Raw genomic sequence first — 22,729 nt, forward strand, 5'->3', positions numbered from 1 at the left:
TGATATGGAAATGTTGATTTATGGTTAAGATTCACCTCCTCTTTATTCAATTTTGTCTTAGAATATCTTAAGAACAAAATTACCTTTTATCGGTTTGAGTCGTATCGTGACTTAAAGTGCTAAGGACATTAAAAGGGCTGAATGGATGAAACTAGATAAAATTGCATTGGCATGCGCCATAGTCCCCTGTTTTACAGCCCAAGCAGGGCAAGAATATTATGAGGCACGCAGTGATGCGATGGGAGGGGCGGGAGTAGCCGCTTCAAATAGAGAAGGCGCGGCATTTGTTAATCCCGCCCTACTTGCGATTAATGCCCATAAAGACAACTCCGCCGTGTTACTGATCCCCGCGATAGGGGCCGATGTGGCCGATAGTGATGACATGATCGATAAGTTCGATTCACTGATCGATTCTTATGACGCGCTCGAGGCCGCAATCGATGTTGGCAATACCGCTGCTATTGACGAGTTTCGTGATGATCTCGTTTTCGACTTAGAGTCACTAAATGGCAATTCAGCCTATGCCAGTGCGGGGCTTGGTTTTAGTGTGGCGATCCCCTACCAGAGGATGCCGATGGCTATCTTCTATAAGAGTTATGTTAACGCCGTTGGAGTTGCCGATATTGCGCAATCAGATATCGACGCCCTCAATAATCTCGATCCTAATAACCCTCCAAATATCAGTGATCTGGACTCCCAAGGGCAAGTGGTTGGTGGCGCGGTATCTGATTTCGGTATTGCACTAAGTTTTCCGCTGTCTATCGTAAACATGCCGATAGCAGTGGGAATTTCGCCTAAGTTTCAGCGTATCGACAGCTACAACTATATCGCCAATGCTAACAACTTTGATGCCAGTGATTTTGACGATGCCAAATATCGCAATGATGAGACTAACTTTAACTTAGATATTGGTGTCGCCATGCAAGCATTCGATGGTTTGACCTTAGGCCTGTCGGGGCGAAACCTGATCAGCCAAGATGTGGATACCATAGAAGTTGAAGGGCAGAAGTTTACTTATCGAGTCGAGCCACTTGTGACCGCTGCTGTGGCCTATGATTGGGATATTTTATCGGTGACCACAGATATCGATCTAATTGAGAATAAGAAGTTTAAAGAGCTGGATGGTACTCAATATTGGCGTGTAGGTGGTGAAGTGAGGGCCTTCGACTGGATGGCGCTAAGAGTGGGTTATCGTCATGACATGAAAGATTCTACTGCTAACCTTTACTCTTTGGGTTCAGGCTTTGCTTTTGGTGACTCATTTTTCTTAGACCTTACTGGTATGTTTGGTGATGACAATGCGGTAGGAGGCGTGCTGCAAACCTCCTACCATTTCTAACCAGTGCTAACCCATTAGCTCTATCGTTGATTTAACGGTTAGGATAAGAGCGCTACAACCACATAAAGCCAGAGTTAACACTCTGGTTTTTTGTTTGTCTACACGGCCCACTAAGCGTCCTGCAACGATATAACCCAGCACAACAGACGGCAACAGCATCAACGAGATATAAAAATGCTCAACGGTTAGTAGGCCTGCAAATGCCAGAATGATAAGGGCAATCATCGAGCTAAAGATGAAGAAGGCCGAGAGGGCGGCGCGAAATTGTCCGGCATCTTTGCCTGATAGTAAGATTGCCAGCGGCGGGCCGCCAATTGCCGCGATATTGCCAAAAATTCCAGATAAGATCCCTGCGATAAAGAGGCTGAAACGGTTCACTGGAATACTGAACTTCATTAGACTTAAACCGACGGCTAAAGCAACAATACCGGCAATGGCTAGACCTAAGATTGGCTGTGGCGCGATTAAAATTAGGCTGGCACCTAATATGCCTCCGGGAATGCGTCCTAATAGCGCGTATTGCAGACCATTGAATTCAAGTTGGCCACGTTCTCTAAACAAGGTGAGCAGTGCAATTGAGAAGCCCATCATAATTACAGGTGCAGGAACCAAACTCGGGTCGACGATATAGAGTAAGGGACTTGCCACCACGGCTAGGCCAAAGCCGATAAGACTTTGGGTCAGTGCGCCACAAAAAATAATAAGCGAGGCGAGTAAAAGCGTAACGGGTTCAATCATCAGTTTATCCAGCCAAGTGGCTATAGTTGGAGCGAAGGGAGGTCTTGCACTCTGTTTGAACAGTTCAGTATTTTGGTTATCGATTAGTGGTTATAGATTAATAGAGCTAAGCCATCATTCAAGGCCAAAAACAGATAAGGACTGCTAAGCAGTCCTTATCTGAAGATCACGTTTGTCGATAATCGATGAAGATTATTCAAGTTCTTCCCACTCAATGCCCATTTCATCCATTAGACGTTTAACCTCAGCAGGCATGCTGTCAGGTTTATCTTTAGTAAGATCTGCGTCGTTTGGTAGTGGCTGACCTGTGTACGCATGCAAGAATGCCTCGCATAACAGTTCACTATTGGTGGCGTGACGCAAGTTGTTCACTTGGCGGCGTGTGCGTTCATCGGTAAGTACTTTGAGTACTTTCAAAGGAATGGACACAGTAATTTTTTTCACTTGCTCATTCTTTTTGCCGTGTTCAGCATATGGGCTGATATAATCGCCATTCCACTCAGTCATTGACTCACCTGTTATTTCAAAATTCGGGGCAGATTTTAACCCTTTAAATTGTGCAGTCAAATTATTGCCTCTTATTTATGACAATTGCAAATAGATTTCCATATGCATGGACGTCTAAACGGCTAAAGTGGTTGACGCAGGCTTAGTGCTTAGGTACATTTAGCCGTCCAGACATCTCTTGAGTGAAAATTAACAGGAAAAGGAGTAGTACATGACTGAGCGTAAATTAGCCACTGCGGCTGTACGTCAAGGAATTGAGTCCGATAGCCAGCATGGTGCAGTAGTACCGCCGATCTATCTTTCTACTAATTACTCTTTTGATGGTCATAAAAACCCAAGAGACTTCGACTATAGCCGCTCAGGTAACCCTACACGTTCTATTTTAGGTGATGCCATTGCCGAGCTTGAAAAAGGCTCTACGGGCGTAGTGACTTGCACCGGTATGGCGGCAATAACGTTGGCCACTAGCTTGCTTGGACCTGATGATCTTCTTGTTGTTCCCCATGATTGTTATGGTGGTAGTTACCGCCTATTTACTAATTTGGCCAAAAAAGGTCAGTTCAAGTTATTAGTGGTCGATCAAACCGACTCACAGGCCCTTAATCAGGCTATAGCGCAAAAACCTAAGATGGTATGGCTAGAGACGCCGTCGAATCCACTGCTGCGTGTGGTCGACATTAAGGCCATCTGTGCTGCGAGCCATGAAGTGGGCGCACTGGTGGTTGTCGATAACACTTTCCTGTCGCCGATTTTACAGCAGCCGTTATTACTTGGCGCCGATATAGTGATCCATTCCACCACCAAATATATCAATGGTCATAGCGATGTGGTTGGCGGCGCGGTCGTGGCAAAGGATCCTGAGTTAGGTGAACTGCTTCATTGGTGGTCAAACACCCTAGGGCTAACGGGGTCAGCGTTTGACAGCTACCTGACTTTGCGCGGAATTCGTACACTTGCAGTACGAATTCGCGAACATCAGGCGAATGCGCAGCGAATTCTTGATACCCTTGTTAACCATCAGGCCGTCTCCAAGATATACTACCCGGGGCTGAAAGAGCATCCGGGGCATGAGATTGCGGCTAAACAGCAAAAGGGCTTCGGTGCCATGCTGAGCTTTGAACTTAAGGGTGGAGAACAAGAGTTAGTCACATTCTTAAAAAATCTTAGCTGTTTTTCAGTTGCAGAGAGCCTGGGTGGCGTAGAGAGTTTAGTCGCCGTTCCTGCAACCATGACGCACAGAGCGATGGATCCAGAGGCTCGCGCCGAAGCTGGCGTTAAAGATACGCTTATTCGTCTGTCTGTGGGTATCGAAGATGCCGATGATCTTGTTGCCGATATTGAAGCTGCGCTTAATGCCGCAGCCGCTTGTTAATTAAAGGGGTATACGATGGCACGCTGTCACTTACATAAATTTGGTGGCTCAAGTCTTGCTGATGCAGACTGTTACCGTCGCGTGGCTCATATTCTGCTGACTCACGGTCACAGCGATGACTTAGTTGTGGTGTCTGCGGCAGGTAAAAGCACCAATTTCTTATATAAGTTACTCGAGTTGAGTACGACTAAGCAGCTGTGGCAAGAAGAGCTACAAACACTGATTAGTTTCCAGCAAAATTTGATTGAGCAATTGCTCTCAAATGAGCAGGCACGCTCTCTTCGGGAGCGACTCTCTAACGATAAAGCGCAGCTAATCAGCTTGCTATCGATAGAGTCGATTAATGAATACCAAAGCAATCAGGTAGTGAGCTTTGGCGAGCGTTGGTCTGCACGCCTATTGGCGGCGCTATTACGTGAATCGGGTGTGGCGGCATCGGATGTAGATGCTCGCACACTCTTGATTGCCGACGAAGCGGCTGTACCGCAGATTCGTTTACAGGATTCCCGTCAACGTGTGCATTCGATGACTGAAACTCATCCTAATGAGCGTCTAATTATTACTGGCTTTATCTGCGCGAACGAGCGGGGTGACACCTTGCTACTAGGACGTAACGGCTCCGATTTCAGTGCGACCTTGATTGCCAGCTTAGCAGATATTGAGCGCGTGACCATTTGGACCGATGTAGAGGGCGTATTTAACGCCGACCCAAATAAGATCAACGATGCTAAGTTACTGAGTAGTTTGTCATTAGCCGAAGCTAACCGCTTGGCACATCTAGGTTCACCTGTGCTGCATAATAGAACGCTGCAACCGCTGTTTGATACTCAAGTGAGTTTGGCTGTTCGTTCTAGTTACGCGTCCCATACCGACTTTACCTTGATTGCACCAAAGAGTTCGTCGGCTAGTGCGCCAGTGGTTACTAATCTAAGCAGCGTTGCGCTGTTCAATCTTGAGCTTACAACGGAACTTAAGCAGCTTATTGAGCTGCTCGAGGAGACTGGCCTGAGTCCGCTGGCATACTGGGAACTTGGGCAGGGGCGCGCCGAGATCACTGTGACCTTAGAAAATCAGAAGCAGGTATTGGCATTACTGGATATTAACCGTGACGCCTTAGGCGTGAGTGATATTAAGATCACCGAAGATCTTGGCCTGGTTGCGCTGGTCAGCGCCGATGCCAGCCTGTATCGCCGCGGCTTTGCAAGATTACTGAGTCGTAATGCTAGACCGCTGTTTAACGACGGCATGAGCCTAGTGACCTTGGTACCTCAAGGGCAAGTAAACTTGTTAACTCAAAAAGTACACCGTCGCTGCGCGGGGCCTCGCAAACGTATCGGCGTACTGCTATTGGGTGTCGGTAACATTGGCGAAGCTTGGGTTGAACTCTTTAGTGGCGCTAAGGCAGCACTCAATAAAGAGCTCGAGGCTAGTGTAGAGTTGGTTGGTTTGGTTAGCTCACGTAACGCTTTGATCTGCGATGAGGGCATTGAGCTCGATTCGTGGAAGCAGGCCTTCGAAGAACACGCCACTCCATGGCAATACAGCCATCTGTTTGAAGAGTTACATGATTTAGAGTGTGATGAAGTGATTGCGCTGGATATTAGTGCCAGCGCCGATTTGACCTTGCAATATCCAGAGTTTTTCGCTCGTGGTATTCATGTTGTCAGCGCTAATAAATTAGCCGGTTCTGGACCACTAACCTTCTATCGTGAATTGAAACAGCAATTGGATAACCGTCGCTTATTTTGGCGTTACAACGCCAGTTGTGGCGCTGGTTTACCGGTACAACATGCATTGAACGATCTGCATAACAGCGGCGACAGTATCGAAGCTGTTGGCGGGATCTTCTCTGGCACTCTTTGTTGGTTATTTGAAAACTTCGATGCCAAGAAACCTTTCTCTGAGTTAGTTATTGAGGCGAGGGGCTTAGGGATCACCGAGCCAGATCCACGTGATGATCTGTCGGGTCGAGACATGCAGCGTAAACTACTCATTCTTGCCCGCGAGATAGGTTTTGAGATTGAGCTTGAAGATATTGAGCTTAAATCTTTAGTGCCAGCAAACTTGGCTGAAATCCCTCTAGAGCAGTTTTTATCGCGTATCACCGAGCTCGATGATGAGATGCAGCAGCAGTTTATTGCGGCTGCAGAGCAAGATAAGGTGCTGAGATACGTGGCCTCTTTAGATAAGGTCGATGGCGAGTTAAAAGCCGAGGTGGGGATACAGTGGGTTGATATCAGCCACCCCTATGCGAACCTAACGCCAGGTGACAACGTGTTTGTGATCCGCAGTGAATTCTATCAGGAAAATCCGTTGATTATTCGTGGCCCTGGAGCCGGGCGTTTAGTGACAGCAGCGGCTGTACAGTCTGATCTGGCACATATCTGTCGCGATCTGCTACAAGAATAATTTTCACGTTAATCAATAGAAAGGGCTCATTTGAGCCCTTTTTTATTGACTTGTTTATTATGATTTTATTGTTTTAATAAAAAAACTCATTTGCCTGCTTTTTAGGCTTGACTTCAATCTCAGTTTCTCTAGTATATGGACATATAGACGTCCAAACGTCTGTTTCTGGAAGTGCTAAATTAATGCTGAAGTTGAGGAAGTAGAAATGGGTTTTCATCACGCACAACATGCAACATCATTAAACCAGAGCCTGTCTGAGCTAAATGGTGATATTAACGTTTCTTTCGAATTTTTCCCGCCTTCAACTCCAGAGATGGAAAAGTTACTGTGGAACTCTATCCGTCGTTTAGAGCCATTAAATCCAAAGTTTGTTTCGGTGACTTATGGTGCTAACTCGGGTGTTCGTGATAGAACCCATGGCGTAATTGAGCGTATCCAGACTGAAACAGACTTGCTGGCTGCGCCGCACCTGACTTTAGTCGATGCCAGCGATGAAGAGCTTAAAGAGCTGGCAAAACATTATTGGAATAGCGGGATCCGCGATATCGTCGCCCTGCGCGGTGACTTACCAGACGGTAGCCCTAAGCCTACTCGTTTTGCTAATGATCTTGTCCGCCTATTACGTTCGGTAGCCGACTTTGATATCTCGGTGGCAGCCTACCCAGAGGTGCATCCCGATGCGAGTAATGCACAGTCAGATCTGATTAATCTTAAAAAGAAGATAGACGCTGGTGCCAACCGCGCTATCACTCAGTTTTTCTTCGATGTGGAGTCATATCTGCGTTTTAGAGACCGCTGCGCGGCTGCAGGAATCGACGCTGAAATCATCCCAGGGATCTTACCTGTGACTAACTTTAATCAGACTAAGCGCTTTGCCGCCATGACCAATGTGTCCATCCCAAGCTGGTTACATCGTCAGTTTGAGGGGCTCGAAGATGATGCCATTACCCGCCAGATGGTTGGGGCTAACGTGGCTATCGACATGGTCAAAGTCCTATCTCGTGAAGGAGTGAAAGACTTCCACTTCTATACGTTAAATCGCGCTGAGCTGACCTATGCCATTTGTCACACATTAGGGGTTAGACCGGGAAAGTAAGTGTCATAAACCCTTAAGTGATTTATTGAGCCAATAACCTCGTAGGTTGTTGGCTTTTTGTTTTAGAGAGGCATCCAGAAGGCTGTGTATGCAGGAGCTTGAGTAACTATCGCTAAGTAGGTAGTCTAAATAGGAAGCATTTTATACAGGGTTTGATTATGGATAATCAATTAAAGTTTATCGTTTTAACTGCAGCTTTGATGGGAATGACGGCCTGTCAGGGAGTGAGATTTAATACCAATTTAACGCCAGAATTTGTTGTAGATAAATATCAAACCAGTCAGATTGTCGAATACAGTGCAGAAGAGGTCTATAACCATGATTCCCAGATGATAGGTGACGTGAGCGCCGCTTATTGTCAAACGCTCAATACTCCGCCTCCTATCTATTCTAGTATTATAGAAACATTAAAGTATAAGGTGCACAAAATGGGTGGTAACGGCATTGTGGTGATGGAGTGCTTAAAGGATAACCCTTATGCATCTTGTATCGCTCACCTAGAGTGTCGAGCACTCGCCTATGAGGTGAATTTTTCTTAGTTAGGTTGTTATACTTTGCCTAGTCGTTGTGAGTATATATGAGTCCAATTTACCTATGAATGATAAAGAGCTGTCATTGTTATCTGAGCGGGAAAGCATTAAGGCTAATCATTGCCCCCTATGTCAGGGCCTTAATGGTTGTGCGGCGCAATCTGGCGCGGGTATTGAGCAGTGTTGGTGCAGTAAACAAGAGTTTCCAGATAAAAGGCTGTTAGCTAACATTTTGGGGGCAGAAGAGCTACTGACTCTGAGTGGAACTGCTTGTATTTGTGAGGTTTGTTTGCAGCGACTACAGTTGTTGCAGGCACAAGGCGGCACACTTTTTAAGAGAATTGATTAGTCCACTAGACCAAGCGCTATCAATCAGGCATTATCGCCGATCTTGTTATATCTTCAATGGCCATATTCATGGACCCGCGTTCTCAATCTTCCGAGTTTAAGCTCGGTTTTATCTTTGTTTCAGTTGCAGTTGTTTTTTGGGGGATATTGCCGATAGCACTTAAGCTATCTGGTCAATTTATTGATGCTGTTACCTTAACTTGGTTTCGTTTCTTAGTCGCTTTAGTGGTTAGTTTCGCCATTCAATACTTAAGTGGCAGCATAAAGCAGTTCAAAGGACTGGATAAACTCTCGTGGTTAAAAATGGCTTTAGCTGGAGTGTTGCTGATTTTTAACTATGTATCTTTTGTCTATTCACTTAAGTATCTTGCGCCAGGTTCTGCTCAGCTGAACTTCCAGACTGCGCCATTTTTTCTAGCTTTTGGTGGGGTATTGTTCTTTAAAGAGCGACTGAATGCATTCCAGCTTAGCTGTTTTGCGACTCTGGCCTTAGGTATGTTGATGTTTTTCCATCCATATTTAGATTTTACGGATGGGCCGTCAGATGTATGGAAAGGGGTAATGATTGTTCAATTCTCTGTGTTGTCATGGGCAAGTTACGCGCTTATCCAGAAATCGATGATTAAACGTTTATCACCGAATAATATTCTGCTGTTTATCTATCTGTTTGGCATCTTCGCCATGGCACCTTTTAGCGACTTTAGTCAGTTTACCGTAATGGATTCTAGTCAGTGGGCAATAGCTATCTTCTGTGCCATTAACACTGTGATTGCTTACGGCTGCTTTGGACAGTCGATGAAGTACTGGCCTACAGGGCAGGTGAGCGCCATGTTGGCATTAACACCTGTGATCAGCTTAGGCTTAACTGCAACGGTAGTGAGTTTTGGTTGGTGGAGTGAACTGATAAAAGGGGCGTATATCGATCCGTTATCGTTTACTGGAATAGTGTTGATTGTGGTGTCTGTGATTCTGGTACAGCTATCGCCAATGTGGCAAAAACGCAGAGCGTTACGAAGCCTTAAGGCTGCTGCTTAGACTTTGAACCTTAAGCTTGAAACAAGAAGCCACCTTTAATGGTGGCTTTTTTATGCCTCTTGTCACCATCGCCCTATCGATTCATTAGGCTTACTATTCAACTTCAACTTCAACTTCAACTTCAACTTCAACTTCAATTTCAACATTCGACACTTAGTATTGGCCTGTCGTTATCCCGAGTAACACAATCCTGGGGATAAACGATTGAGCATACAGCTTATGGGAAGAGTTTCGACGAGAGGTGCTTCAAGAGTACTGTAACAAAGGGTGCTGTAACTGCCAAAGAGCATAATGCTACTCAAAGCGCTGAGCAAGTCGGTTTTCTATTGCTAGTGGCTGTAGTGAGCTTACAGGAGTCGAGAGGGCAATCAGGGCTAGGCGGTGTTTTAAGCCATAAGCTAAGTCTACTGGATGATGAGTCTGTGCGAGGCAGGCTCTTTATCACAGACAATAAAAAAGGAGCCGATTGGCTCCTTTTTTAGATCTTATCATGAAACATCAGTTTCAAAGATTAAGACTTATTCTGCGTCTTTTGGACCTTTACGGTGCGGCTTTCTGTCACCAGAAGGACGACGGTCACTACGCTCACCACGTTCACCAGCAGGCTTGCGTGGGCGACGTGGAGGACGGCTATCGCCACCAGAAGTGTTTGCAAACGTTTCGCCAGCAGCTTCACGGATGTTTAGTGGACGGCCACATACACGCACTTTCTTAAGGTGCTGTAGAACTTCTTTTGGCATGCCATCTGGCAAGTCAATTGCAGTCACTTGGTCGAACAATTGGATTTGACCAATGTAACGGCTATCGATGTTTGCTTCGTTAGCTACGGCACCAACGATGTTACCTACACCAACACCATTATCACGACCTACATCGATGATGTAACGGCACATTTTAACATCTGGATTGTCCTTCAATGAATCAGCAGCACCTAGGTTTGAAGGTGTTGGGCGAGATTCACGACGTGGACGGTCGCTACGGTCACGAGGACCACGGTCGTTGCGATCACGAGAACCACGGTCATCACGGTCACGTGAATTACGATCATCACGGCTATCGCGTTGACGTTCGTTCATTGTATGTAGTTGCAATGGACGATCTTTTTGCACTTGCTTAAGTAGTGCTGCAGCAAGTATGTCTGTATCGACTTCTAATTGCTGACAAAGTGTTGCCACTGCGCCTTTCATGAACTCTAGATCTTGAGAGATAATTTCAGCTACTTGCTCACCTAGGCGAGAAAGACGACGTTCAGTTACTGTCTCAGGGCTTGGCACGTCCATTGGAGCGATACGGCTGTTAGTCGCACGCTCGATAGTGCGTAGCATACGCATTTCACGGTGTGTAACAAAAAGAATCGCCATACCTGTACGACCAGCACGGCCTGTACGACCAATACGGTGAACATAAGCTTCTGTATCATATGGAATATCGTAGTTAACTACGTGTCCAATACGCTCAACGTCAAGGCCACGTGCAGCTACGTCAGTAGCAATAATGATGTCTAGTTGGCCACGCTTAAGTTGCTCAATAGCACGCTCACGTGCTTGCTGGTTCATGTCACCGTGTAGTGGTGATGATGCATAACCACGAGCTTCTAACTTTTCAGCTAGCTCAACACAGCTGTTACGAGTACGAACGAAGATAATAATACCTTCGGTTTTTTCAACTTCTAGAACACGTACTAGCGCTTCAAGTTTGTTGTGCTGAGAAACCTGAACAAAACGTTGCTCGATGGTTTCAACTGTAGAAGTTGTTGCCGCGATTTTAACGTGAACAGGGTTATCTAAATATTTGTTAGCAACACGCTTAATCTGTTCAGGCATAGTTGCCGAGAATAGTGCTAGTTGGCGAGTCTTAGGCGTGTGCTCAAGGATCCATTCGATATCATCGATGAAGCCCATTTTTAACATTTCGTCAGCTTCGTCAAGTACCATAGCTTTTAACGTATCAAGCTTTAGTGTGCCACGACGCATATGGTCCATAACACGGCCTGGAGTACCAACGATGATTTGAGGGCCACGACGCAATGCATTCAACTGCTGTTGCATGCTTTGTCCACCGTAAATTGGTAGAACGTGTAGGCCTTTCATGTATTTTGCGTAGCTAGCGAATGCTTCAGCAACCTGAACTGCAAGTTCACGTGTTGGTGCTAGTACTAGAATTTGTGGTGCATTAGTATTTGGGTCAATGCTGTTTAGCAAAGGAAGTGCGAAAGCACCTGTTTTACCAGTACCTGTTTGCGCTTGACCTAAAATATCTTTATTCGCCATAAGAGGCTCGATACTTGCGGCTTGAATTGGTGTTGGTTTTTCATAACCAAGATCGTCAAGAGCACGCACTAAAGACTCAGTTAGACCGAGTTCGCGGAAAGTTTTTTCATTGGATGACATGGGTTGTAGCCTTGTGGAATAGCAGAGCACTTGGAATGTGCCGATGTTTAAGACAGAAAATCAACCCCGTGTCGACTTCCCGCACCGAAAAACGTATCAGTAAGCCGACTAGTATAGCAGCTTACAATTGGTAATACCAATTGATATTGGCGTTTTATCATGTTTCAAAGCAAATAGTAGGCCAAATAATAAGTTAGCGTGGTCAAAAAATGATTCATCAGTGCATTTTGTGAGGACTATTGAGTACTAAACTGTCTATTTTAAGCAGTTGGTAGGCAGATTCGCTAACAGCGGCGATAAAATACATATCTATTTTGTCTGGGGTATCGGTTTGTTGGTGATAGTCGCTATGAATCGGCACCCCAAAGTATAGCCAAGGTATACCCGCTTGATGGAAGGGGTAGTGATCGGAAGCTCGAAGAAAGTCGATAGAGATAACTGAGCCATCGAAGGTTTTAGGTTGCTGGGTTCGAATGCAGATTTTGTTCCCCTTTCTAAGGGACTTACTCATCTCAGAGAATGAATCAAAGCGCCTTGTTCCCTCAATGTAGATGGCACCGTTACGGCTTGGCCTACCTATCATGTCAAGATTGATGGCAAGTTCTATCTGCGCGAGGTTGGGGTTGGTACTAGCTAACTTAAGCTTATCTACAAGGGCATAGCTGCCATAAAGCCCTGGTTCTTCGGCATCTGTGGCGACAAACAGTAGGTTGATCTTGTTGCCTTGGCTTTTGGCTTGTTGTGCCAGTTGTAATAAGCCTGCTATTCCCGAGGCGTTATCATCGGCGCCGGGATAAAAGCGATTACCATTCCCCCCTAAATGATCGTAGTGGGCCATGACTATCCGCCATTTGTTTGTTTCTTGTTCTGCTGGAATTATGCCTATCATGTTGACTCCCACTCTGTCACTGAATGAGCGGCGGTAGCTAAAAGGGTGTTGATATTGGCCTTGCCAAGGGAGGAGTCCTATCTGTTCGAAACGTTGGCTCAGGTACTTTCTCGTTAGCGCTGCGCCCTCTGTACCAGTTTTGCGTCCCGATAAACTGACAGAGCTTAGGGTGTGCAGATCGGCGCTAATGGTACTGATATCGGCCCAGGAAATCCTTGGCTGCTTATCGCAATGGGGGCGACTGGCGCAGGAGGTGAGTAATACTAAACTTACAATCAAACAGGTTAAAAGCCGCATCCATTTCGCCTTTGAGAGTGACCTACTACAGATTTTTGTCTTGTATAGAGGTTAGTCGCTAGCTATCTGATTAGCGACTGTTTTTCATTGATGTTTGTTTGTGTTTGCACTTTCATTTGTGTCAGGGACAAGGTTTGCTTGAGCTCATAGACAGGTAAGCGAGAGAACAGCCGCTTCTTAGCGGCAACCTTAATCAGAGATTGCTCTTTAAGATGACCGACAGCCACACGAGCGATACTGCCATCGGGCAGGGCGATGGTACTTGAGTCCTCATTACTATCAATGACACGAGCTTTGAGGGATTTTCCGTTACTAATGAGGGGATCTATCACGGCAATAAGCAACAAGCCTAGTGTCATCACTAGGCTAGTGCTTAAGAAAAGGTTTCTAAAGTGCATTGTTTGGTTAACAGGCTTTATGCTTTAGTTAACAGCGGCTTTAAGAAGCGCGCGGTATGAGACTCGGTATGCTCAGCGACCTCTTCTGGTGTGCCCGCAACTAAAATGGTACCGCCACCAGAACCACCTTCTGGGCCAAGATCGATGATCCAATCAGCCGTTTTTATTACATCTAGGTTATGCTCGATCACCACGATAGTATTGCCGTGAGATTTAAGCCGATGTAAAACGTCCAGCAATAGTTGGATATCAGCAAAGTGCAGACCCGTCGTTGGTTCATCGAGAATATATAGTGTCTTACCCGTGTCACGCTTAGACAACTCCTTAGCAAGCTTAACGCGCTGAGCTTCACCACCCGATAGGGTAGTCGCACTTTGACCTAGACGAATATACGACAAGCCTACATCCATCAAGGTTTGAAGTTTACGGGCTATCGCAGGGATGGCATCGAAGAAAGGTCTCGCTTCTTCAACAGTCATCTGCAGAACTTCGTGGATGTTCTTGCCTTTAAAGCGTACATCCAAGGTTTCACGGTTATAACGCTGTCCCTTACAGTTATCACATGGCACATACACATCGGGTAGAAAGTGCATCTCAACCTTGATCAAACCATCGCCTTGGCAAGCCTCACAGCGTCCGCCTTTAACGTTAAACGAGAAACGACCAGGCTGATAGCCACGAGTTCGCGATTCTTGGGTGGCAGCAAACAGCTCACGGATTGGAGTGAAGATACCTGTATAAGTGGCAGGGTTAGAGCGCGGCGTACGGCCTATGGGGCTCTGATCTATATCGACCACTTTGTCGCAATGATCCATGCCGACAATTTTCTTGTAAGGAGAAGGCTCATCAACCGTCGCACCATTTAACTGTATATGAGCAATCTTGTAGAAGGTGTCGTTGATCAGTGTCGACTTACCTGAGCCAGACACACCGGTAATACAGGTGAATAAGCCTACAGGAATTTGCAAGTCGACATCTTTAAGGTTATTGCCCGATGCACCAAATAGCTCAATCAGCTTGTTTGCATCGTATTGAGTGCGCTCAGTTTTGATGTGAATTGTCTTCTCGCCCGACAGATACTGACCGGTGATAGACTCCTTGCAATCGAGAAGATCTTGCAAGGTCCCTTCACCTATGACCTGACCGCCGTGAACACCTGCACCAGGGCCGATGTCGATAACGTGATCCGCCATGCGAATGGCATCTTCATCGTGTTCGACTACGATAACTGTGTTACCTAAGTCGCGCAGATGAATAAGGGTTTGCAGTAAACGCTCGTTATCTCGCTGATGCAGACCAATAGACGGCTCATCGAGGACATACATCACACCCACGAGACCTGCGCCAATTTGGCTGGCAAGTCGAATACGCTGGGCTTCACCGCCCGATAAGGTGTCGGCAGAGCGAGAAAGGCTTAAGTAATTTAAGCCAACGTTAACGAGGAAGCCTAAACGATCGCGCACCTCTTTTAAGATCTTATCGGCTATCTGGGCACGTTGCCCCGTTAGCTCAAGCTTCTCAAAGTATTGTGCAGCCTCACCGATTGACCATTGGGTCAGTACTGGCAAGTTTAAGTCTTCAATAAATACGTTACGGGCTTCTTCACGTAGACGAGAGCCACCACAGCTTTGACAAGACTGGGTGTTAATGAACTTCGTGAGTTCATCACGAACCGCATTAGACTCGGTTTCGCGGTAGCGTCTGTCCATGTTGTTTAAGATCCCTTCGAAGGGATGATTTCTTACGACCACATCGCCGCGGTCGTTGATATACTTAAACGCGATGCTCTGATTGCCAGAGCCATAGAGTACGATTTTACGTACATCATCGCTTAGCTGCTCAAACGGTTTCTCAATGTCAAACTTGTAATGTTCGGCAAGCGAGGTCAGCATTTGGAAGTAATAGAAGTTACGTCTATCCCAGCCACGAATCGCGCCACCTGCTAATGAAAGTTCAGTATTGGTTATCACGCGTTCAGGATCGAAAAATTGCTGCACGCCAAGGCCATCACAGGTTTGGCAGGCTCCTGCTGGATTGTTAAAGGAGAAAATACGCGGCTCAAGCTCAGCCATCGAGTAGCCACATACGGGGCAAGCAAAGTTAGCCGAAAACACTTGTTCTTCAACTTTGCTTTTGCCTTCTGCTGGGTCCATGCTGGCAATTTTAGCGATACCGCCAGACAACTCGAGCGCGGTTTCAAATGATTCTGCTAAACGCTGTTTAATATCACCACGTACTTTAAAGCGGTCAACAACCACTTCAATGGTGTGTTTTACGTGAAGGTCTAGCTCAGGTGGGTCGGTTAAGTCGCACACTTCTCCATCGATTCTGGCGCGGATATAACCTTGGGCGGATAAGCTTTCTAACAGCTTAACGTGCTCACCCTTACGGTTATTCACCACTGGTGCTAGTAACATTTGACGACTGTCTTCTGGCAGATCGAGCACCTTATCGACCATCTGACTTACGGTTTGTGCAGCTAAAGGCTCACCGTGAGTGGGGCAGCGAGGCTCGCCCACACGGGCAAACAACAGTCTTAAATAATCGTAGATTTCGGTAATGGTACCCACAGTTGAGCGTGGGTTATGAGATGTAGACTTTTGCTCGATGGAAATAGCCGGGCTTAATCCCTCAATATGGTCAACATCAGGCTTTTCCATCAAGCTCAAGAATTGACGAGCATAGGCCGACAATGACTCGACGTAGCGTCGTTGTCCTTCAGCGTACAGGGTGTCAAATGCAAGAGAAGATTTGCCTGAACCCGACAGTCCGGTGATCACGATAAGTTTGTCACGAGGAATAGTCAGGTTGATGTTTTTAAGATTGTGGGTACGAGCACCACGTACTTCAATATTTTCCATCTAGCGTTCAGATCTCAAAGCCGAAAAAAGTGGTTAAGTATCTCACAAATTTGCCTGCGGAAATAGACAGAACTGGCTATCAATTGTAGGCGGAACTTGAGATTTTGCATCGAGCTAGTGCTTGAAGCCCTTGATATTGAAGCTTTGAGGCTAAGTAAATTAAAACGTGGCTCAAATATACACCTTTCACTTTTACTTTTGGGCTATTGAAAAACTTCGTGATAAACTCCGCGACCTATTTCAAGTTCACAGATCAGGGCGGGGCATGGCCAACCAAGGACTATCCAAGACTGAGAAAAAAGTCGCATTTTCTTTAGCCAGTGTATTTGGCTTGCGCATGATGGGCTTGTTTATGATCATGCCTGTGTTTGCACTCTACGGGCAACACCTCGAAGGTTTCTCACCTTTGTGGGTCGGCATCGCCATTGGTGCATATGGCTTAACGCAAGCGGTTCTGCAGATCCCTATGGGGATCTTATCTGATAAGTTTGGCCGTAAGCCGATTATCCTCATCGGACTGCTTATTTTTGCCTTAGGTAGCTTAGTCGCCGCGAATGCTGAAACCATCTATGACGTCGTGGCTGGACGAGCACTGCAAGGCATGGGCGCAATTGCCGCCGCCGTTTTAGCACTTGCAGCCGACCTTACCCGTGATGAGCAGCGTACCAAGGTGATGGCCATTATCGGCATGTGTATCGGTTTTTCATTTGCACTCTCCCTGCTAGTAGGTCCGATTGTGGCGCAGCATTTGGGTTTGTCAGGGCTGTTCTTTATGACGGCCGGATTGGCATTACTAGGGATGTTGATAGTACAGCTGTTAGTACCGACCCCGATTTCTCATGCGCCGAAGGGCGACACAGTGGCTGCGCCAGAAAAGCTTAAACGTATGCTGCTTGATCCACAGCTGTTTAGACTCGATGCGGGTATCTTCATCTTGCACTTAGTGCTAACCGCGGTATTTGTGGCACTACCGCTAGATCTGGTCGATGCGGGCTTAGCCAAAGAAAAGCACTGGATGCTCTATTTCCCAGCCTTTATGGGGGCATTCTTTCTGATGGTGCCGCTGATTATTATTGGAGTTAAACGCAATAATACCAAAGGCATGTTCCAAGTGGCTCTTATCATCATGATGGCTGCACTGGGTTCTATGGCGATGTTTGCCGATAATTTAGTGATATTGAGCATTGCCGTAGTATTGTTCTTTACTGGCTTTAATTACTTAGAAGCCTCATTACCGAGTTTGATCGCTAAGTTTTGCCCCGTCGGCGACAAAGGCTCTGCAATGGGCGTTTATTCGACCAGTCAATTTCTAGGTGCATTTTGCGGTGGTTTATTAGGCGGCGGCGCCTATCAACTCGTGGGCGCATCGGGTGTATTTGCAGTGGCATTAGGTCTAATGTGTGTCTGGTTTTTATTGACCTTTGGCATGAAAAATCCAGTACTACTCAAGAGTTACACATTAGAAGCAAATGTGACTGACAAACAGAGCGCAGTAAGCATGGCGACTGAGCTGTCGGCATTAGCGGGCGTGTCAGAAGCTATCGTTGTACTCGAAGAGAAAGTGGCTTATTTAAAAGTAGATGACCATTTCGATTTGAGAGAAGCCAGAGCTGTGTTACGCTCTGTCGATTAGGTAAAAATTTAATATACGTTCCAGGAGATTTCAATGGCTAGTCGTGGTGTCAATAAAGTAATTTTGGTCGGTAATTTAGGACAAGATCCTGAAGTACGTTATATGCCTAACGGCAATGCCGTAGCCAATATTACCGTGGCGACAAGTGAGTCTTGGAAAGACCAACAAGGTCAGCAGCAAGAGCGTACTGAATGGCACCGTGTTGTGATGTTCGGCAAGTTGGCTGAAATCACTGGTGAATATTTACGTAAAGGCTCTCAAGTTTACCTAGAAGGCAAACTACAGACTCGTAAGTGGAAAGACCAAAGCGGTCAAGATCGTTACAGCACTGAAGTGGTTGTCGATCAAGGTGGCAGCATGCAGATGCTAGGTAGTCGTAACCAGAGTGGTGGCGCACCAGCACAAGGTGGCAACCAGAACTATGGTGGTCAGCAGTCACAACAGCAGCAAGGTGGCTACAGCTCTAATTCACAGCCACAGCAGCAAAACAGCTACCAGCCTAAGCCTCAAGCTCCTGCTCAACAAGGTGGCTACCAGCAACAACAGCCACAGCAGCAAGCGCCTCAGCAAGGTGGTTATGCTCCTAAGCCACAATCTGCACCTGCTCCGCAGCAAGCGCCACAACAGCGCCCAGCTCCGCAGCCACAGCAGAACTTCACTCCAGATTTGGATGATGGCTGGGATGACGATATTCCGTTTTAGAGATCAGTAAATACTGTTATGTCTAGTCCTAAAATAGGTTGACGGTTTTTATTAAGCCAGTTGGAACTCCCGACTGGCTTTTTTATGTACTTCATTAGGGGTTTTCATCCCTAAACTAAGATGCGGCCTTAAATGGTTATAAGTCTCTATCGACTCTTTGATTAACATATCGAGCTCCTTCATCGTACGGCAGCGATAAAGCAAAAACTCGTGCTTCAAAATCCCATTAACCCGCTCTGCAAGTGCATTTTGGTAGCAGTCATATCCATCTGTCATGGACGGAGTAATACCATTTGCCGCTAACGTCTCCTGGTACTCAGCTGAGCAGTACTGCATCCCTCTATCTGAGTGGTGAATGGCATCGCCTGTTGTCTGACGATTCTTTATCGTCATATTCAATGCTTTGACCACGTCACAAGCTTTCATTTCATGGCTTAACTCATATCCCATTATCTTTCTTGAGTACGCATCTGTTACCAGAGACAAATAGTGCGTCCCCTCATCTGATTTCACGTAGGTGATATCGCTAACGAGCACCTCTTCAACACGCTTGACCGCTCTGTCTTTTAGTAAGTTGGGATACTTTCTTAGCCAGTGATGGCTATTGGTCGTTTTAGTGTAATTTTTTCTGGGTTTTACCAGCATATTTTGTTGCTTCAAATACTGAAATAACCCATCTCTACCGAGCTTTATCCCTTGTTCTATCAGTTGTGGCTTGATGAGCTGGTAGAGCTTGCGCGTCCCCACTCTAGGCATAAACTGGCGCCAATACATGACCATCTTCATCACAGGTTTAAGCGTTTCAGCTTTTGCCGTTCTGCGTTGTTTCCATTGATAAATTGCTTGTCTAGATAAGTTGAACTGCCGACTCGCTGTGGCTAACTTTATGGTGCCTTTTACTTTGGCGAACCAGAGCGTTCGGCTAAGTACTTTTTTTCTAAATCGATGCCGTATTCGTTTTTAAGCAACTCGACCATATCGCCATAAATCATGTTTTTCATTTCTAGATTAGAGACTTGCTTCTCCAATCGCTTAATTTTCTGGGCTGGCGTTTCTTTAGATTTAGACATAGGAGAGTGCTCAATAGGCTGGGACCAGTCTAATCTACCATGCTTTCGTAACCATGTAAGGACGGTACTTCTTCCTTGGATACCATAGTGGTCTTGAGCTTGCTTATAGGTCAGCTCGCCTTTTTCTACTTGGCTGACGACGGCTAATTTAAAGCCTAATGTGTAATCACGCTGAGTACGTTTATTGCTGATAGAACCTGAAGGTTTCATAGATAAGTCTCCAATGTGTCAACTTATCTCAGGACGGGACATTACATATAAAGAAAAAGCTCCCTGTTCAGGGAGCTTTTTTTTGCCAAAAATTTAAATCAGATTGCTCGATAGCGGCTTAAAACGTGATTTGGTATTTGTCGAGGATAGCCTGGTATTCACCATTTTGTTTGAGGCTTTCAATGCCTTGAGCAAACTTAGTGGCGTAACTTCGCCCCTTGTCATTATTACCAAATCCCACGTAAAGCGGGGTGATCTCATTTTCACTGCCTGCATAACGAATATCATCGCTATAGCCAAATTGCCTTGCAGTATGATCGATAACGTATCGATTACCGACTAGTAGGTCTACGCGACGTTTTGCGGTTAGGTAAAGATTACTCTTGAGCGGCGTCTCTCCCGATGTGCGGATCTGGGGATGACGTGTTTCTAGATACTGATTTAATGATTGGCCGTAATCATAGCCTAGGATGGTGGCGATCAGCATATCATCTAAGCTTGCTAGGTCGGAGTACTGCCAACTTGAGTCTACAGCGGTATAAAAGTCATTGGTGTATTGACCAATTACAATGTGATTATTATAAAGTTCAAAATTGAGCATGTGCTCACTAGTGACAGCCAAAACGGCATCGATCTTATGCTGGCTTGTGAGTTTTAATGCCCTTTGAAAAGGAATGGTTTCAAATTTCACCTCAACATCCACGGTGGCGAAGGCTTGCTGTGTGAGTTCAACCACATAACCAGAATTGTCGCTGCAAATGTAAGGGCACCATATGTCAGAAGCCACTACGATTTGCTCGGCGCTTGAAGGAAAGCTCACTGTTAACAGTATGAGTAATCTAGACTTCAAAATAATCCTATTAATCACGGTAGAAAGGCTAGCACTAGTCTATCAAATTGGGTTTAAAAAAGGTCTTTAAATGAGAATTATTCTTGATTCCTCCATCCTGTTGGTCGGGGGAGGGCTGAATGTTTTTTTTCCCTAATATTTGCAATTGTCATTCAGCTGTCATGTGGAACTATTCCTATAGTAATAGGATTGCGTGTTGAAAACGGCTTGTTGTCTTTTATTGTTGCTTGTTAGTTAAATTGTTGATGTTGTGGAGGTTGTCAGCGTGTTTTGGGGTTTTTTGTATTTATTAATAGCGAAAAACTTGAATAACGACGGCTTTGAGCTAAATTCGATAAGAGCTGAATAAATTATGTGATTAATTTCGTCTTTGAGAGGGGAATTTTGTATTTTCTGCTCTTGATATTCGGCAAAAATCTGTAAAAATACCGCGTCTGTTCCTGATAGCAAAATACAGGGCACACGGAAGTAAATGTTAGCGCAATTTACTTCTTATTTTATTTTGTATGTGTTGATTTAAGGGCGTTAACATATATGTACAAGACTACAAAGAAACCAGTTTGGTACGGTGAGCTGAGAACCGCTCGCGGCAATACCATTCTTATTCATGATAAACAGTTTCCTGACGCTTCTGCTGGTCGCGTTTACTTCTATAACGCAACTCGTGAAGCAATTATCGAATATGCAGAAGATATCGTTAAGCCTAACTTGCATGAGCTCGATGAGCAGGGAATAAACGAAGTTGAAAAAACTTGTGGCGCAGCTTGGTTTGCCGCAAGAGAAGAGTTTATGGCTAAACATCAAGGATGGGTCGAGGCGAATAATCCTAAGAGTGCAACTGCCGCTCCTAAGAAGCCAAAAGTCGTTGCTGAAGATGATGAGCCAGAGTTAGAGTCAGCCGATGGCGATGACTATGATGATGATTGGTCAGACGATTACGATGATTAATCAATAAGAGTTAAATAACAGCGCCTAGGCGCTGTTATTTGTTCTATACCAATTGGTATTAGGCGTCCACTTCAAATTGATAGCGACTGATATGATGGTAAACCTCGCCAGGATTAATCATCGCATCTCCAGCTATATGAGCCTGGTTTGGCGCATCTGGGATCTGTTGAGGTTCTAAACACACCCCCTGATATTGACCTAATCCCTGTTGGCTTTTACCTATTACCCCTTCTAAGCCATTACCTCCATATACCTGCACGCTTGGCTGATTGGTATATAAAGTCATGCTACGACCGCTAAGTGGTGAGCTCAAACGACCAAATCGCTGTAGTTTTGACTCTGTGTTAGGCATTAAGAAACAATGATCGATTCCCGAGGTTGCGGTTAATTCTTCACGCCCAATGAGTGACTGTAACTCTGTCGGCATAGAAAGATCTAAGTCACTGCTCTTGGTTGAACAAACAGACTTGGGGATCCCGCTATCATCTATGCTGAGGTATTGTTTTGCATCGATCTGCAGTTGGTGGTTGAGGCTTGTCTTGCTGGAGTCTAGATTAAAATAACTGTGTTGAGTCAGGCTAATCGGGCAAGGTTTATCTGAGCTTGCTAAGATCTCTACATAGAGATTATTGCCGACTAGACGATAATCTAACTGCACGTTACAGTTACCGGGAAAGCCCATGTCTTGATCTAAGCTTTTTAGACTGAGACGCACACCATCGGGTAGTGGCCCTAGTTGCCAATTTTTTCGATGGAACCCTTCACTGCCACCATGTAAACAATTCATCGCCTGGTTAACATCGAGCTGGTACTGAGTTTGACCAACACTAAAACGGCCCTTGGCAATACGGTTGGCGTATCGTCCAGCAATGGCGCCCAAGTAGGCATCTTGGGCTAGATAATCTTCAGCGCTATCACAGCCTAATACTAAGTTTGCACGCTCACCATCTCGATCCGGTGCCCATAAAGAGCGGATGATCCCGCCAAGGCTTAACACTTCTATCGCTATTGTACCGTTATCGATGAGCAGTCGCTCTATTTGTCCACCACGTGGATCGGTCCAAGGCTCGAGAGGGCGAATGCGTACCATAATTAAGTCCTGTTAAT

General features: G+C 45.7%; 19 protein-coding genes. 10 read left to right on the forward strand and 9 right to left on the reverse strand.

Annotated features, from left to right (window positions below; all coding sequences use genetic code 11):
- Positions 1 to 145: 145 nt before the first annotated feature.
- Positions 146 to 1,339 carry a conjugal transfer protein TraF gene (locus SPEA_RS02980; protein ID WP_012153823.1) on the forward strand — a complete coding sequence of 398 codons (1,194 nt, stop codon included), beginning with the start codon at positions 146 to 148 and terminating at the stop codon, positions 1,337 to 1,339.
- A 6-nt stretch (positions 1,340 to 1,345) separates the two neighbouring features.
- Here SPEA_RS02980 and SPEA_RS02985 read toward each other — a convergent pair whose 3' ends face one another.
- Positions 1,346 to 2,077: a sulfite exporter TauE/SafE family protein gene (locus SPEA_RS02985; RefSeq protein WP_012153824.1), complete on the reverse strand. Its 732-nt coding sequence runs from the start codon at positions 2,075 to 2,077 to the stop codon at positions 1,346 to 1,348.
- A 192-nt stretch (positions 2,078 to 2,269) separates the two neighbouring features.
- Positions 2,270 to 2,584: a met regulon transcriptional regulator MetJ gene (metJ, locus tag SPEA_RS02990; protein ID WP_012153825.1), complete on the reverse strand. Its 315-nt coding sequence runs from the start codon at positions 2,582 to 2,584 to the stop codon at positions 2,270 to 2,272.
- Positions 2,585 to 2,795: 211 nt separating this feature from the next.
- Between metJ and metB the strand changes: the two genes are divergently transcribed.
- From metB to SPEA_RS03020, 6 genes are all read left to right on the forward strand, one after another.
- Positions 2,796 to 3,956, forward strand: coding sequence for a cystathionine gamma-synthase (gene metB, locus SPEA_RS02995; protein ID WP_012153826.1), 1,161 nt, complete (start codon positions 2,796 to 2,798; stop codon positions 3,954 to 3,956).
- A gap of 15 nt (positions 3,957 to 3,971) precedes the next feature.
- Positions 3,972 to 6,365, forward strand: coding sequence for a bifunctional aspartate kinase/homoserine dehydrogenase II (locus tag SPEA_RS03000; protein ID WP_012153827.1), 2,394 nt, complete (start codon positions 3,972 to 3,974; stop codon positions 6,363 to 6,365).
- Positions 6,366 to 6,570: 205 nt separating this feature from the next.
- Positions 6,571 to 7,461, forward strand: a complete 891-nt coding sequence (metF, locus tag SPEA_RS03005; RefSeq protein WP_012153828.1) for a methylenetetrahydrofolate reductase — start codon at positions 6,571 to 6,573, stop codon at positions 7,459 to 7,461.
- A gap of 158 nt (positions 7,462 to 7,619) precedes the next feature.
- Positions 7,620 to 8,000 carry a hypothetical protein gene (locus SPEA_RS03010; RefSeq protein ID WP_012153829.1) on the forward strand — a complete coding sequence of 127 codons (381 nt, stop codon included), beginning with the start codon at positions 7,620 to 7,622 and terminating at the stop codon, positions 7,998 to 8,000.
- Between the two features lie 55 nt (positions 8,001 to 8,055).
- Positions 8,056 to 8,340, forward strand: coding sequence for a cysteine-rich CWC family protein (locus SPEA_RS03015; RefSeq protein WP_012153830.1), 285 nt, complete (start codon positions 8,056 to 8,058; stop codon positions 8,338 to 8,340).
- Between the two features lie 56 nt (positions 8,341 to 8,396).
- Complete coding sequence (locus tag SPEA_RS03020) at positions 8,397 to 9,374, forward strand: DMT family transporter (RefSeq protein WP_012153831.1); 978 nt, start codon at positions 8,397 to 8,399, stop codon at positions 9,372 to 9,374.
- 518 nt (positions 9,375 to 9,892) lie between these two features.
- Here SPEA_RS03020 and SPEA_RS03025 read toward each other — a convergent pair.
- From SPEA_RS03025 to uvrA, 4 genes are all read right to left on the reverse strand, one after another.
- Positions 9,893 to 11,764, reverse strand: coding sequence for a DEAD/DEAH box helicase (locus SPEA_RS03025; RefSeq protein ID WP_012153832.1), 1,872 nt, complete (start codon positions 11,762 to 11,764; stop codon positions 9,893 to 9,895).
- A 217-nt stretch (positions 11,765 to 11,981) separates the two neighbouring features.
- Positions 11,982 to 12,950, reverse strand: coding sequence for a M28 family peptidase (locus SPEA_RS03030; RefSeq protein ID WP_012153833.1), 969 nt, complete (start codon positions 12,948 to 12,950; stop codon positions 11,982 to 11,984).
- Positions 12,951 to 13,012: 62 nt separating this feature from the next.
- Complete coding sequence (locus SPEA_RS03035) at positions 13,013 to 13,309, reverse strand: hypothetical protein (protein WP_223296596.1); 297 nt, start codon at positions 13,307 to 13,309, stop codon at positions 13,013 to 13,015.
- Positions 13,310 to 13,365: 56 nt separating this feature from the next.
- Positions 13,366 to 16,209: an excinuclease ABC subunit UvrA gene (gene uvrA, locus SPEA_RS03040; RefSeq protein ID WP_012153835.1), complete on the reverse strand. Its 2,844-nt coding sequence runs from the start codon at positions 16,207 to 16,209 to the stop codon at positions 13,366 to 13,368.
- 265 nt (positions 16,210 to 16,474) lie between these two features.
- On the opposite strand from uvrA, the gene SPEA_RS03045 reads away from it, so the two are divergent.
- Both SPEA_RS03045 and ssb read left to right on the forward strand, forming a co-directional pair.
- Entirely contained in the window at positions 16,475 to 17,842 is a 1,368-nt protein-coding gene (locus tag SPEA_RS03045) for an MFS transporter (protein WP_012153836.1), read from the forward strand.
- Between the two features lie 33 nt (positions 17,843 to 17,875).
- The gene (ssb, locus tag SPEA_RS03050) at positions 17,876 to 18,544 is read left to right on the forward strand and encodes a single-stranded DNA-binding protein (RefSeq protein ID WP_012153837.1); all 669 of its coding nucleotides are present in this window, start codon (positions 17,876 to 17,878) and stop codon (positions 18,542 to 18,544) included.
- Positions 18,545 to 18,595: 51 nt separating this feature from the next.
- Here ssb and SPEA_RS03055 read toward each other — a convergent pair.
- A protein-coding gene (locus SPEA_RS03055) for an IS3-like element ISSpe3 family transposase (protein WP_086024290.1) occupies positions 18,596 to 19,824 on the reverse strand; the annotation gives its coding sequence in 2 pieces (ribosomal slippage) (positions 18,596 to 19,473 and positions 19,473 to 19,824; 1,230 coding nt in all).
- A gap of 118 nt (positions 19,825 to 19,942) precedes the next feature.
- A complete protein-coding gene (locus SPEA_RS03065) occupies positions 19,943 to 20,674 on the reverse strand; it encodes a substrate-binding periplasmic protein (RefSeq protein WP_012153840.1) in 732 nt (243 codons plus the stop codon).
- A gap of 534 nt (positions 20,675 to 21,208) precedes the next feature.
- Here SPEA_RS03065 and SPEA_RS03070 point away from each other — a divergent pair.
- Positions 21,209 to 21,622: a hypothetical protein gene (locus SPEA_RS03070; protein ID WP_012153841.1), complete on the forward strand. Its 414-nt coding sequence runs from the start codon at positions 21,209 to 21,211 to the stop codon at positions 21,620 to 21,622.
- A gap of 58 nt (positions 21,623 to 21,680) precedes the next feature.
- On the opposite strand, the gene SPEA_RS03075 is transcribed toward SPEA_RS03070, so the two are convergent.
- Positions 21,681 to 22,712: an aldose epimerase family protein gene (locus SPEA_RS03075; protein WP_012153842.1), complete on the reverse strand. Its 1,032-nt coding sequence runs from the start codon at positions 22,710 to 22,712 to the stop codon at positions 21,681 to 21,683.
- Between the last annotated feature and the right edge of the window lie 17 nt (positions 22,713 to 22,729).

Origin of the sequence: Shewanella pealeana ATCC 700345 (assembly GCF_000018285.1) — a bacterium.
Lineage (GTDB): Bacteria > Pseudomonadota > Gammaproteobacteria > Enterobacterales > Shewanellaceae > Shewanella > Shewanella pealeana.